This is a genomic window from Bradyrhizobium sp. WSM4872, assembly GCF_055811715.1.
On the sequence record NZ_JBVVPT010000010.1, the window covers coordinates 28,492 to 42,249 of the forward strand.

Here is a 13,758-nt window from a genome sequence, read left to right on the forward strand (position 1 = left end):
TCTTCCGATGCCCCGACCTCCAAAGCCGTCCGAGTTGATCGAGACTATCTATGACGCGGGTCTCCACCCGGAGTTGTGGAGCGATGTCGTTGTCAAACTCAATGCCTTCATCGGCAGCCAGGCCTGTGGTCTGATTTCGAAGGACCCGGTCAGCAAATCGGGCGCGACGCATTATTACTGCGGAGTCGATCCGCACTACATTCAGCTCTATGCGGAGACCTACTCCCGGTACGACCCGCTCGCTCGGCTTCCGCGCTACGGCGAGGTGCGCAACATCCCCGATCTCGTGGATTTCGACGAATATCGCCGCGGCCGCTTCTACCAGGAATGGCTGCGCCCCCAGGGCTGCGTCGACGTCGCCAACGTGGTGCTGGAGCAGTCGAAGTCGCCGTGTCCGATGCTGATGACCGTGATCCCGGGCAGGGAGATGCTCGACGCCGAGCAACGGGCGCGGATGCAGTTCCTGGTTCCGCATGCGAGCCGGGCGCTGCTGATCAACCGGGCCATCGAACGGAAGCAGCAGCGCGCGATCGCGCTCACCGACGTCGTGGACCGACTCAACGCGGGCGTCATTCTGCTCGATTCGACCTGTCATATCGTCCACAGCAATCTGGCCGCGGAGACGATCCTGGCCGTCGATGATGTCCTGCGGTCTGTCTCGGGCCGGTTGGTGGCAAGCTCCTCCGCTGCAAACTCGGCCCTGCGCGATATCTTCCGCGACACAAGCGAAGTCGCTTTGGCGGCATCTTCGGGGCGGAAAATTCCGCTGATATCGCGTGACGGTTCCTACTACGTCGCGCAAATCATCGCGCTGCCGTCATTGCTGCGCGAGGGGACGGCCGAGCGCAGTTCGGCCGTAGGAGCCTTGTTCATCTGGAAAGCGGAACTCGACGGCCGCTCATGTGCCGGTCTCATTGATCGCACCTTCGAACTCACGCCTGCGGAACTGAGGGTCTTGCAGTCGATCGTCGATGTCGGCGGCGTGCCGGAGACCGCGGTTGCGCTCGGTATCGCAGAGACGACGGTGAAGACGCATCTGCATCGGGTGTTCGCCAAGACCGGCGTTTCTCGTCAAGCCGATCTCGTCAAGCTCGCAGCTGGATTCTCCAATCCGCTCGTGCACTGAGACGCGTTCAAAACGCAGGCGAGTCGCAGCAGCTCGCAATAGGTTCAATCAGAAACATCATTAGAAAGTTATCGCGCGTCGTTCGATCGAATGACGCGTTTTTCCGCGCTCTATTCTACTGAACATCACGCGGTCTGTTGTTCGACATGTCAGGCATTGTGTGAAGCAACTCACTGCAGGCGGAAGTGGATCCCGTCAATCTCTCGAACAGGTTGAGAGGAGATTGTCATGCGAACGGCGTCACCGGTTCTGACAGGCAGGTTCCGCGATATCGTCGCCCGCATAGGCGCGGTACTCCGCGCGCAGCGGGAAATCGACGCGCAGCGCGTGTTGCAACGCTATCGTCACCTGCTGGACCAGCCGCACGAAGCGCCGTGTTTGAATGAAATTATTCCCGTCTCCCGTGAAGAGGATACTTTTGAAAATGCCAACGGAGTTGATCCGCGCGAGCGTAAGACCGGCCACCCCAAATTCGAGCGTGCGTAACGTCAGCATCGTCGCCATTGCGCTGACCGCGGCGCTCGTTGCTCTCCAACTGGTCGGCCTCGCGATGCTGGAGCGATCGCACGCTTACGCGCATCCGTCGGTTCCACTCGTGCCGGCCGTTTGCACCGAGAGCGCCGATATCCCTGTCTTGCAAATTCCCTACGACTGACCCGAGGGCGGATTGTGCCTGATGTCACGACTGTGATGCTGCTCAGCGCCGCCGTGTTCGCCGGTGCGTTCGTCTCCGGGCTCTCGGGATTTGCCTTTTCCGCAGTGGCGGGCGCCATCCTGCTCCGGGTGTTTCAGCCGCTCGAAGCCGTGCCGCTGATGATGGCGTGCAGCATCGGCGTGCAGGCCACCAATCTGTGGGCGCTTCGGCGCAATATTCGCTGGGAAGGCAGTCTGCTGCTGATCGTCGGTGGCTTGATCGGCGTTCCCATTGCGGTGGCGCTGCTCCAGAGCACCGATACGCATCTGCTCCGGCGCGGCTTCGGCATCATCGTTGCACTCTATGCGGCCTACATGCTGCTGCGGCCGACGCTGGTGACGGCCGGCGAGGCGGTCGGACGACACTGGGTCGCGTTGATCGGGTTCGGGGGAGGGCTGGTCGGCGGGCTGACCGCGATGCCCGGCGCGATCCCGACGATCTGGTGCGACATGCGCGGCGTGCCCAAGAGCGAGCAGCGCGGTCTGGTGCAGCCGTTCATCGCCGCGATGCAGCTGTTCGCGATCGCGCTGCTGATCGGACATCAGGATCTGTCGTCAAAAGTCTTCGTCGATCTCGCGGTCAGCCTGCCGGCGCTGTTCGCCGGCTCCGCGCTCGGCGTGATCGCGTTCCACAGGGTCAACGAGACGGTCTTTCGCAAGACCGTGCTCGTTTTGTTGTTGCTGTCAGGGATTTCCCTGATCTAGTGCCCGACGGGTTGCACCGGCGCCGCGCTGGTGTCGCTGCCGTGATGCGTCAGCGGCTTCATGCCGGTGACCGTCCGCAGCAGCACATAGAACACCGGCGTCAGGAACAGGCCGAATACGGTGACGCCGATCATGCCGGAGAACACGGCGACGCCCATGGCGCGCCGCATCTCCGAGCCGGCACCGGTCGAGAGCACCAGCGGCAGCACGCCCATGATGAACGCCATCGAGGTCATCAGGATTGGGCGCAACCGCAGCCGACTCGCCTCGATGGCGGCCCGGACCGGCGTGCGGCCTGCGAACTCGAGCTCGCGCGCGAATTCGACGATCAGGATCGCGTTCTTGGCCGAGAGTCCCACCAGCACGATCAAGCCGATCTGGGTGAAGACGTTGTTGTCGCCCTTGGAGATCCAGACGCCGAACATCGCAGCCAACAGGCCCATCGGCACGATCATGAGGATTGAGAGCGGCAAGGTCAGGCTTTCATAGAGTGCGGCCAGCACCAGGAACACCAGCAGGATCGCCAGCGGGAACACCCAGAGGCCGGAATTTCCGGCGATGAACTCCTGATAGGTCAGGTCGGTCCATTCGAAGGCGAAGCCGGGCGGCAATGTCTCCGCCGCGATCCGCGTCGCGACCTCCTGTGCCTGGCCGGAGGAAAAGCCGGGCGCAGCCGCCGCGTTAATGTCGGAGGACAGAAAGCCGTTGTAGCGGATCGCGCGCTCGGGGCCCGCGCTCTGGCGGATCGTGAGCAACGCCGACAGCGGCACCATGTCGCCGGAGGACGAGCGCACCTTCAACTGCCTGATGTCGTCGGCACGCGCGCGGAACGGCGCGTCGGCCTGCACGTAAACGGAATAGGTGCGGCCAAACTTGTTGAAGTCGTTGACGTAGTAGGAACCGAGATAGATCTGGAGCGTGTTGAACACCTCCGTCACGGGGACGCCGAGCTGGAGCGCCTTGGTGCGGTCGATGTCGGCAAAGAGCTGGGGCACGTTGACCTGGAAGCTCGAGAACACGCCGGCGATCTCCGGTGCCTTCTGCATCGCCGCCATGAACGCATTCGTCGCCTGGTTCAGCGCCTCATAGCCGAGGCCGGCGCGATCCTCGATCTGCAGCTTGAAGCCGCCGATGGTGCCGAGACCGTTGACCGGCGGCGGCGGGAACATGGCGATGAAGGCTTCCTGAATCCCGGAGTATTTCTTGTTGAGGTCGGCCGCGATTGCATTGCCGCTCAGCGCGGGGCTCTTGCGCTCGTCGAACGGCTTCAACGTTGAGAACACGATGCCGGCGTTGGAGGAGTTGGTGAAGCCCGAGATCGACAGGCCCGGGAATGCAACCGAGCTCTCGACACCGGGCTGGGTCAGCGCGATGTCGCTCATCTTGCGGATGACGTCTTCGGTGCGGTCCAGCGTTGCGCCATCAGGCAGTCGTGAGAAGCCGACCAGATACTGTTTGTCCTGACCCGGCACGAAGCCGCTCGGGACCTGCTGGAACAGGAAGGCGGTGAGGCCGACCAGGACCACATAGAGGCCCATGACGGCCGCCTTGCCCGAGATCACCTTGGTGACGGTGCCGCTGTAATTCTCCGACGAGCGTGTGAACACCTTGTTGAAGCTGCGGAAGAACCACCCGAGGCTCTTTTCCATGATGATCGTCAACCGGTCCTTCGGCTCGTTGTGTCCCTTGAGCAGCAGGGCCGACAGCGCCGGCGACAGCGTCAGCGAGTTGACGGCCGAGATCACGGTCGAGATCGCGATCGTCAGCGCGAACTGCTTGTAGAATTGCCCGGTGAGGCCGGAGATGAAGGCGAGCGGCACGAACACGGCGATCAGAACCATGGCGATCGCGATGATCGGCCCCGACACCTCGCGCATCGCCTGGTAGGTCGCATCGCGCGGCGACAGCCCGCCCTCGATGTTGCGCTCGACGTTCTCGACCACGACGATGGCGTCGTCGACCACGATGCCGATCGCAAGCACCAGGCCGAACAGGCTGAGCGCGTTGATGGAGAAGCCGAAGACGTGCATCACCGCGAAGGTGCCGACGATCGACACAGGCACCGCCAGCAGCGGAATGATCGAGGCGCGCCAGGTCTGGAGGAACAGGATCACCACCAGCACCACCAGCGCGATCGCCTCCAGCAGCGTGTGGATCACGGCCTCGATCGACGAGCGGACGAATTGGGTCGGGTCGTAGACGATCTGGTAGGACACGCCTTCCGGCATGTTCTTCTTGATTTCGGCCATGGTGGCGCGAACGTGGTCGGAGATCTCGAGCGCATTGGAGCCGGGCGCCTGGAAAATCGGGATCGCCACCGCCTGCTTGTTGTCGAGCAGCGAACGCAGGCCGTATTGCGAGGCGCCGAGCTCGATGCGTGCGACGTCGCGCAGCCGCACCACCTCGCCACGCGTGCCGGTCTTGACCACGATGTCGCCGAACTGCTCCTCGTTCGCAAGCCGTCCCTCGGCGTTGACGGACAGTTGCAGGTCGATGCCCTTGACGTTCGGGGAGGAGCCGACCACGCCGGCGGCGGCTTCGACGTTCTGCGCCTGGATCGACTTAACGATATCGCTTGCGGTGAGGCCGTGTTCGGCGGCCTTCTGCGGATCGACCCACACCCGCATCGAATAGTCGCCGGCGCCATAGAGTTGAACATCGCCGACGCCGTCGATCCGCGCCAGCCGGTCCTTGACGTTGAGCACGGCGTAGTTGCGCAAATACGTCATGTCGTAGCGATTGTTCGGCGACAGCAGATGCACCACCATGGTGAGGTCGGGCGAGGACTTCTTGGTGATGATGCCGAGCTGCCGCACCACAGCGGGCAGGCGCGGCTCGGCCTGCTGCACGCGGTTCTGCACCAACTGCGTCGCCTTGTCAGGATCGGTGCCGAGCCGGAACGTCACCGTCAGAGTCATCGCGCCGTCGGTGGTCGCCTGGCTCGACATGTAGAGCATGTTCTCGACGCCGTTGATCTGCTCCTCGATCGGCGTCGCCACCGTTTCCGCGATCACCTTCGGATTGGCGCCGGGATAGGTCGCGCGCACCACCACCGAGGGCGGCACGACGTCGGGATATTCCGAGATCGGCATCGCGAACAGCGAGATCAGGCCCGCGAGAAAGATCAGGACCGACAGCACGCCGGCGAAAATCGGACGATCGATGAAGAATTTCGAGAGATTCATGGCCTTGCCCCTGCGCGAGAGACGACTCTCCCGTCATTCCGGGGTGCGGACAAAGCCGCGAACCCGGAATCCAGAAGTATGTCTAGGTGGTTCAACGATTTCGACATTCCGGTTCGCGCTGCCCGCGCGCTCCGGCATGGCGGAGACGCTAACGCTGCACGACGTCCTGATTGCTGTGGTTGGACGCCTGCTGCGGCCCGCCCGCGCCCATTGCCGCGATCTCCGTCTTGAGCAGGGCACCCGGGCGCACGCGCTGGAGGCCGTTGACGATGATGCGGTCGCCGGTCTTCAGCCCTGCCGTCACGATACGCAACCCGTCCACCGAGCCGCCGAGCGTGATCGACCGGTAGACCGCGCGGCTATCGTCGCCGACCGCCATCACGAACTTCTTGTCCTGATCGGTGCCGATCGCGCGCTCGTCGATCATCACCAGCGCCTGCTGCTTCGGTTGGCCCATGCGCACGCGGGCGAACTGGCCGGGAATGAGACGCCCGTCCTCGTTTCTGAACACCGCGCGGACGCGGATGGTGCCGCTCTGGCCGTTGACCTGGTTGTCGATGAGCTGGATGTGGCCCTTCGCCGAGAGGCCGCCTGAGGTCGCCATCTCCACCGGGATCTGGTCGAGATTGCCGCGCTTGCCGGAGCTATCTGCGATCGAGTTCAGCGCCCGCAGCACCACCTCCTCATCCGCATCGAACGACGCGTAGATCGGATTGACCGAGACCAGCGAAGTCAGCACGGGGGAGGCGGTACCGGCGGCGACGAGATTGCCGACGGTGATCTCGATCTTGCCGACGCGGCCGTTCACGGGCGCGCGCACCTCGGTGTAGTCGAGATTGAGCTTTGCGGTCTGGAGCGTCGCCTCGGCCGCCTTCACGTTGGCGATGGCCTCGCGGTAGGCATTGTCGCGCTGGTCGTAGTCGCGCCGCGTGACCACCGCGTTGCCGACCAGCTGCGCGCCGCGCTCGAGCTCATTCTGCGTGAACACCACGCGCGCTTTCGCGGCTTCGAGCTGCGCCGCGGCCTTGTCCACCTCGGCCGCGTAGGGCGCTGGATCGATCTTGAACAGGACGTCGCCAGCCTTCACCAGCGCGCCTTCGGTGAAGTTGGTCGCAAGGATCGCACCCGCGACGCGCGGGCGAAGCTCGACGCGTTGGATAGCCTCGAGCCGGCCGGAGAAATCGTCCCACAGCACCGTCTGCTTTGGTTCGATCAGCGCGACCGTGACAGGGACGGCTTGCTCGGCCGCGGCGGTCGCGGTCGCCTGCGCGGCACGAAAGTAATGGCCCGTCGCGATCGAGCCGGCTACGACGAGAGCGCCCACGATGGCGATGCCGCCGAGAACGCGGCGAACACGGCCAGGGCGAGAGGTATTTTGGGAGGGGGGCATTTGCGCGCTCCAGATATGTAGTGTTCACTACAGATGTGGAGCTGGATACCGCAGCGCAAGATACTTATGTACCGTCCGCTAAGAAAATTGTAGCCGCTTACCGCAAGAGTTGGCAAGTGGAAGAGAAAATAAAGCGAGAACAAAGAGATAGGATCTGGCGTTAGGTTGAGAGACGACGCCGATTTTGAGGAGAACAGGCACATGGGCATAGGACGCCCCCGCGAATTCGACGCCGAAACGGCGTTGGACCAGGCGATGGAAGTGTTTTGGCGCCATGGCTACGAGGGTGCCACGATCGCTCAGTTGACCGAGGCCATGGGGATCAATCCGCCCAGCCTCTATGCCTGTTTCGGCAACAAGGAAGGGCTGCTGAAGGCCGCACTCGACCGCTACACCAAATTGCGCAACGTCTGGATGGATGAGGTGGTGGCGGCACCCACCGCCCGCGACGTCGCGGAGCGGATGCTGATGGGCATCGCCGACAAGCAAACTGATCCGGCCAACCCGCCGGGCTGCCTGCTTGTGCAGGGCGGCATTGCGTGCGGCACCGGATCAGAGAGCGTCCCTTTTGAACTCGCCGCCCGCCGCGCCGAGAACGAAGATCAGCTCCGCGATCGCTTCATTCGCGCAAAGGCCGAAGGCGATCTCAAGGAGAGCGCCGACCCCGCGGCACTCGCACGCTATGTCTCAGCGGTATCCGTCGGTATGGGCGTGATGGCGTCTTCGGGCTCGGACCGCGAAGCGTTGCAGCAGGTCGCGAGTGTCGCCGTACAGGCGGTCGAGGCGCAATCGACTGAAAGAACCTGACGACCGTTGGCGTCTTCGCCTCTCATCTCACCGATTGCGTGGCAGCCAACGACGGCGGCGGGACGAAGCCGCCGAACGCGCATTCGATCAATCCGGCGAGCGCAATCGTGGTGCGGTCCTCGAGATAAGCTCCGATGATCTGGACGCCGATCGGCAGGCCCGATGGCGTGCGCTCGATCGGAACGGCCGTTGCAGGCAGTCCGCAGGTCGAAGCGGGGTCTCCCCAGATGAAGCCCGCATCGGCATAGTTGTAGAGCTGTCCGTCGATATCGAGTTGCCGCGCGTCGAACGGCTCGGACTGGTCCTGTGGAAAGGCCGGCACGGCGGCGGCCGGGTAGATCACTGCGTCGAAATCGCGGAACAGCTCCTGCCATCGTTGTTGCAGCTGCAGGCGCGCCGCATCGGCCGCCAGCCATTCACGATGGATCATCGCCCAGCCGCGCGCGCGCTCTGCCTGCAGGCTGCGGTCGTCGGGCGAGAGTGCCGCGGCAACGCCTTCCGCCTCTGCGAGGGCGGCCGGTGTCAGGCGTGGACTTCGCGCCGCGTTCAACAGCTTCATGTAGAGCCGCGCGGATTCGGCGAGGTCGGGCAGCGACGCGCTCGAGCGCGAAACCCGCGCGCCTGATCGTTCGAGCCGTTCCGACAGCCGCCCGATGGCGGAACGCACGGCATCGCCCGTCGGCATCAACGGATGCGTATCGATCACGAGGATCCTGAAATCCCTGAGCTGGTCGTGGCGCGGGGCCGGCAGCGCAAGACGATAGCCGATCCCGTCGCGCGTCTCATCCGGCCCCGCGATCACGTCGAGGGCGAGCGCAAGGTCCGAGGCGGTGCGCGTCATCGGCCCGACGACGGCCAGATCGCCCTGGCCAGGCGCGGGCGGTGCCGGCGGAAGGCTGTATCCGCGCAGCGGGACCAGGCCGAGGCTCGGCTTGTGTCCGAACACACCGCAGAAATGCGCCGGGACCCGGATCGAGCCGCCGATATCCGAGCCCATCGAGAGCGGACCGAATCCCGCGGCCAGCGCCGCGCCCGATCCGCCTGAAGAGCCGCCGGGCGATCGGCCGAGGTCCCACGGATTGTTCGTCGTCCCGTAGATATCATTGTAGCTCTGAAAATCCCGCAGACCGATCGGGATGTTGGTCTTGCCGATGATGATGGCGCCCGCCGCCTTCAGCCGCGAGACGACAAGGGCGTCCTCCGCCGGTTGGAAATCTTTGAAATGCGGAAAGCCCCATGTCGTCGGCAGGCCGGCGACGTTGAACGGTTCTTTCAACGTCACGGGGATGCCGAGCAATGGCAGGCGCTCGCCGCGGCCAAGCGCGGCATCAGCGGCGCGTGCGGCGTCTCTTGCGCGATCGAAATCGCGAACGATGACGGCATTGATCCGCCCGTCCAGCGCCTCGATGCGCGCGATCGTATGCTCGATCAACTCCGACGCAGAAAGTTTGCGTGCGTGCCGGGCGCTCAGCAGTGTGCTGATCGAACCATAGTCCCAGTCAGTGGCGGTCAATCCGGGCGGCATCACGATCTCCATTGCCTTGCATCGCCGCGCTGATGTCGTTCGGCTGCAAATCAATCCGAGGATTGAGCATGCAGTTTGGCAGATGGGATGAGGAGGCCGCGCAACGGGAACCAGATCTGTCCGCCGGTCGGGGTCCGAAGGCGGCGCCAGGCAATCAGATCGCGGGATACGCACCTCTTGCCGCGATCTATGCGCGATCGATGGGCTCTGTACGCGCTGCTGCTCACGTGGCATTGGGGGCGGTGAAGCCTGGATACTGACGAGCATGTTCGCCCTGACATTCCTTGGCACTTCGGCGAGCGTTCCGTCCGCGGAGCGCAACCATCCCGCTCTCCTGGTGGAGGCAGCGGGCAAGCGCGTTCTCATCGATTGCGGCGAGGGCACGCAGCGCCAGTTGCTGCGCAGCGGCGCGGGCTTTCGACGGCTTGACCGCATCCTGCTGACGCATGCCCATCTCGATCACGTGCTCGGCGTCCCCGGTCTCTTCTCGACGCTGGGGTTGCGCCAGCAATCGGACGCAACGACCGTTCACGGAGGGCAGGGCACGCTCGACATCGTCATCCGCATGCTTGCCGGTCTGTGGGGCGCGGGCAGGGCGCCGATCCCTGTTGAGTTCGCGCCGCTGATCGAAGGACTGGTTATCGACGTCGGCGACTTCACCATCGATTGCTTTCCGGTCCGCCACCGCGACACCGACAGCTTTGGATTTTCTTTCCAGAGTCCCTCACGTCGCCATCTTGAGCGGGCGCGCCTCGCCGAGTTCGGCGTTCCCGATGGGCCGCTGCGCGGAGAACTGGCCGCGGGACGACCAGTCGTGATCGCCGGCCGCACGATCGATGCGGAAGACGTTCTGGGGCCGCCGAGCGGCGGCAGGAAGCTCGTGGTGATCGGCGACACCGAAACAACCGAGGGGCTGTCCAAACATGTGGCCGACGCCGACCTGCTGGTGATCGAGGCGACCTTCCTCGATCGCGACGCCGCGACCGCACGGAACTATGGCCATCTCACCGCACGCGAAGCGGCTTCATTGGCCGCCGCGAACAACGTCGGGCAACTCGTGCTGAATCACATGTCGGGGCGTTATCGGGACGAAGAGATTTTGGCCGAAGCGAGGACGATTTTTCCAAGCACGCGGATCGCCGCCGACTTCGATCGCATCGTGATTTAGCGGCAGCGCTCAAAGAGAGCGCAACCTCTGACGGTCTGATTGTGAGCCGCTTAACCTGCGGTGGCTGGGGAACTAGGATTCGAACCTAGACAAACAGAGTCAGAGTCTGTTGTGCTACCGTTACACCATTCCCCAACGGAATAGCCGAACAAATTCAATGACTTGTTGATTTGTCTGGCTGCGGCCGATGGCGCTTATCGCGCAAATCACGGCTCAGGCGTGGAGGGTTTCTACCCGCTCGGCTGTGGGCTGGCAAGCGCTGCGACGCAGGGCTGTTTTGCGGTTCACCTGCGGCCTGCGGGCCGTGGGGTGGAGGCTCCGGCGGAGCGCCGCGGCGGCGCGCGACCGTTTGCCTCATCCGAAATCACGCTTCCCGGTCGGATCGTTACGCGCCCCATCGTCCTTCGGACACACAACAAGGAGATCCATGATGCCCTATGTCGATGGTTTCGTGCTGGCCGTGCCGAAGGACAAGATCCAGGCCTACAAGGCGCTGGCGACAACGGCCTGCGCGATCTGGATGGAGCACGGTGCGCTCGATTATGTCGAAAGCATCGGCGACGACGTGCCCTATGGCGAGCTCACCTCGTTTCCGCGTGCGGTGATGGCGAAGGAGGACGAGATCGTGGTGTTTTCCTGGATCGTCTATCGCGACCGGGAGACTCGCGACGCCGTCAACCAGAAGGTGATGGCGGACCCTCGCCTGAAGTTGGACAGCATGCCGTTCGACAGCAAGCGCATGATCTATGGCGGCTTCACGACGCTGCTGAGGGCGAGCGACCCCGTGGGGTGAGGCGCTGACCCAGCCCACACGTCGGTGCTTGTCTATGCAGCATCGTGGCAAGCCGTTTTGCTTGCCGGTACCGGGCCAGCATGCCATCCTCTCATCGCCAGGCATAAACAAACGGAAGCGGGCGCTTAGCCGAGCTTCCAAAAAATCTGGTTGGGGAAACCCTTTGGGAGGTCTGATTTCATGAGATTGAAGCACGTCACCGGGCTGCTTTGCGCGGCCGCGATATCCGTTGCGTTCGCTTCTGGCACGCAGGCCCAGGACAAAATTGTCAAGATCGGCGCGATCCTGCCGATGTCCGGCGGCACCGCCTCGATCGGGGCGCACGCCAAGGCGGCGCTCGAGGTCGCCATGGATATCATCAACAACGCTCATCCCGAACTCGAGACTCTGCCGCTGGCCAAGAACGCAGGCCTTGCGGGCCTCGGCGGCGCCAAGATCGAGATCGTGTTCGCCGACAACCAGGGCAACCCGGCAACAGGCCAGAACCAGGCGCTGCGCCTGATTACGGAAGACAAGGTGGCCGCCGTGTTCGGCTCCTATCAGTCCGGCGTCACGCTGACGTCGAGCGCGATCGCTGAGAAATACGGCATTCCCTTCCTGAACTCCGAGTCGGTCGCCGCCAATCTCACCGAGCGCGGCTTCAAATGGTTCTTCCGCACCACGCCGATCGCCACCGACTTCGCCAAGGCCTATGTCGATTTCCTCGCCGACATCAAGGCGCAGGGCGCCAAGACCGATGCAATCGCGCTGGTTCACGACAACACCGAATACGGCACCTCGGTCGCCAACACGATCAGCGCCGCCTTCAAGGAGAAGGGCCAGGCCATCGCAATTGACGTCGCCTATCCCGTCAACGCGACCGATGTTCAGGGCCAGGTGCTCCAGCTCAAGGACAAGAAGCCCGACGTGATCATCATGATCAGCTACACGTCGGATGCGATCCTGTTCGCCAAGACCATGCAGTCGCTCGACTACAAGCCGGCGGTGCTTTTGGCCGATGACGCCGGCTATTCCGATCCCTCCTTTATCAAGGCGGTCGGCAAGATATCGCAAGGCGTCTTCAACCGTTCGTCATGGTCGGTGGGGCCGGCCGGCTCACCGTCGGCCATCATCGCCGACATGTACAAGAAGAAGAGCGGCGAGGAGATGGACGACACCGTCGGCCGTCAGATGCAGGGCTTCTTCGTGCTGGCCGACGCGATCGACCGCGCCGGCTCGACTGAGCCTGCAAAAATCCAGGCCGCGCTGAAGGCGACGGATCTGAAGCCCGAGCAATTGATGATGGGCTACAAGGGCGTGAAGTTCGACGACAAGGGCCAGAATATTCTCGCGTCCGGGCTCATCATCCAGCTCCAGGACGGCGAGAACTACACCGCGGTGTGGCCGAAGGCCAACGCCGCGAAGGCGCCGGTGCTGCCCTACAAGGGCTGGTGAGATTTGAAGGCGGGGCTGCGCGCCCCGCCACTCCCGAAATGATTTGATCAGAGCAACACTGGCTCATGTCCTTTGTCCTCGTACAGGTGATCGTCGGCGGGCTTCTGCTTGGCGCCGTCTACGCCCTGTTTTCCTCAGGCCTCACACTGGTCTGGGGCATGATGAACATCGTCAATTTCGCGCATGGCGATTTCGTCATGCTCGGCATGTATGTCGCCTATGTCGTCTACACCCTGATGGGGGGAGGGCCGATCCTCGGCGCGCCGCTGGCGACGCTGGTGCTCGCGACCGTCGGCGTCGTGGTCTATTTCGCCCTGATCCGCGATATCATGAAAGGGCCGATGCTGGCGCAGATTCTCGGCACTTTCGGGCTTGCGCTATTGCTGCGCTATTCCGTGTTCTGGTGGTTCGGGGCCAACTTCCTGTCGATGCCTCCGAACATCGTGGGGGGCACTTATGCGTTCGCGGGCCTGCGCATCGAGGCCTCGCGGCTGCTTGCCGGCGTAGTCGCGCTGCTCGTCACGCTCGGGCTGCATCTGCTGCTGACGCGGACGTCGCTCGGTTCGAAGATGCTGGCGGTGGCGGAGGATCAAACCGCAGCCCAGCTGATGGGCATCCGTCCCGACACCATGCAGGCAATTGCCTGGGCGATTGCGGCGGGCGCCACAGGGCTTGCCGGCGCGCTGATTGCGAACTTCTTCTACATCGTGCCGACCGTCGGCGAGACGCTCGGCATCGTCGCCTTCGTCACGGTGTCGCTCGGCGGCTTTGGGAGTGTGCCGGGCGCCCTCGTTGCAGGCCTGCTGATCGGCGTGATCGAGTCGCTGTCGGGCTATCTGATCGGCGCGATCTACAAGGACATCGTCGTCTATGTCCTGTTCCTGCTCTTCCTCTGGTTCCGGCCACAGGGCCTGATGGGGAAGATGTGATGA

Annotated in this window: 11 protein-coding genes and 1 tRNA gene; 7 read left to right on the forward strand and 5 right to left on the reverse strand. The window is 63.6% G+C overall.

Translation table 11 applies throughout. From position 1 onward, the window contains the following. Positions 1-7: 7 nt before the first annotated feature. Positions 8-1,126: a helix-turn-helix transcriptional regulator gene (locus AC0L3C_RS16080; RefSeq protein ID WP_473408442.1), complete on the forward strand. Its 1,119-nt coding sequence runs from the start codon at positions 8-10 to the stop codon at positions 1,124-1,126. A 240-nt stretch (positions 1,127-1,366) separates the two neighbouring features. On the opposite strand, the gene AC0L3C_RS16085 is transcribed toward AC0L3C_RS16080, so the two are convergent. Then, a complete protein-coding gene (locus AC0L3C_RS16085; protein WP_473408443.1) occupies positions 1,367-1,630 on the reverse strand; it encodes a hypothetical protein in 264 nt (87 codons plus the stop codon). Positions 1,631-1,795: 165 nt separating this feature from the next. Between AC0L3C_RS16085 and AC0L3C_RS16090 the strand changes: the two genes are divergently transcribed. Then, entirely contained in the window at positions 1,796-2,524 is a 729-nt protein-coding gene (locus AC0L3C_RS16090) for a sulfite exporter TauE/SafE family protein (RefSeq protein WP_473408444.1), read from the forward strand. On the opposite strand, the gene AC0L3C_RS16095 is transcribed toward AC0L3C_RS16090, so the two are convergent. Beyond that, the gene (locus AC0L3C_RS16095; protein WP_473408445.1) at positions 2,521-5,709 is read right to left on the reverse strand and encodes an efflux RND transporter permease subunit; all 3,189 of its coding nucleotides are present in this window, start codon (positions 5,707-5,709) and stop codon (positions 2,521-2,523) included. The genes AC0L3C_RS16090 and AC0L3C_RS16095 overlap by 4 nt on opposite strands. A gap of 148 nt (positions 5,710-5,857) precedes the next feature. Beyond that, positions 5,858-7,099: an efflux RND transporter periplasmic adaptor subunit gene (locus AC0L3C_RS16100; protein ID WP_473408446.1), complete on the reverse strand. Its 1,242-nt coding sequence runs from the start codon at positions 7,097-7,099 to the stop codon at positions 5,858-5,860. A gap of 201 nt (positions 7,100-7,300) precedes the next feature. Here AC0L3C_RS16100 and AC0L3C_RS16105 point away from each other — a divergent pair, with 201 nt between their 5' ends. Continuing rightward, positions 7,301-7,906, forward strand: coding sequence for a TetR/AcrR family transcriptional regulator (locus AC0L3C_RS16105; protein WP_473408519.1), 606 nt, complete (start codon positions 7,301-7,303; stop codon positions 7,904-7,906). A gap of 22 nt (positions 7,907-7,928) precedes the next feature. Here AC0L3C_RS16105 and AC0L3C_RS16110 read toward each other — a convergent pair whose 3' ends face one another. Further along, positions 7,929-9,431: an amidase gene (locus AC0L3C_RS16110; RefSeq protein WP_473408447.1), complete on the reverse strand. Its 1,503-nt coding sequence runs from the start codon at positions 9,429-9,431 to the stop codon at positions 7,929-7,931. 265 nt (positions 9,432-9,696) lie between these two features. Here AC0L3C_RS16110 and rnz point away from each other — a divergent pair, with 265 nt between their 5' ends. Next, positions 9,697-10,599, forward strand: coding sequence for a ribonuclease Z (rnz, locus tag AC0L3C_RS16115; RefSeq protein ID WP_473408448.1), 903 nt, complete (start codon positions 9,697-9,699; stop codon positions 10,597-10,599). Between the two features lie 61 nt (positions 10,600-10,660). Here the strand turns inward: rnz and AC0L3C_RS16120 are convergent. Continuing rightward, positions 10,661-10,734: transfer RNA gene (locus AC0L3C_RS16120), tRNA-Gln, on the reverse strand. A gap of 295 nt (positions 10,735-11,029) precedes the next feature. On the opposite strand from AC0L3C_RS16120, the gene AC0L3C_RS16125 reads away from it, so the two are divergent. The 3 genes from AC0L3C_RS16125 to AC0L3C_RS16135 all read left to right on the forward strand — a co-directional run bounded on the left by AC0L3C_RS16125 (position 11,030) and on the right by AC0L3C_RS16135 (position 13,755). After that, entirely contained in the window at positions 11,030-11,392 is a 363-nt protein-coding gene (locus AC0L3C_RS16125) for a DUF1428 domain-containing protein (RefSeq protein ID WP_473408520.1), read from the forward strand. Between the two features lie 180 nt (positions 11,393-11,572). Then, positions 11,573-12,826, forward strand: a complete 1,254-nt coding sequence (locus AC0L3C_RS16130) for an ABC transporter substrate-binding protein (protein WP_473408449.1) — start codon at positions 11,573-11,575, stop codon at positions 12,824-12,826. Between the two features lie 65 nt (positions 12,827-12,891). After that, entirely contained in the window at positions 12,892-13,755 is an 864-nt protein-coding gene (locus AC0L3C_RS16135; RefSeq protein WP_275167357.1) for a branched-chain amino acid ABC transporter permease, read from the forward strand. The last annotated feature ends 3 nt before the right edge of the window (positions 13,756-13,758 follow it).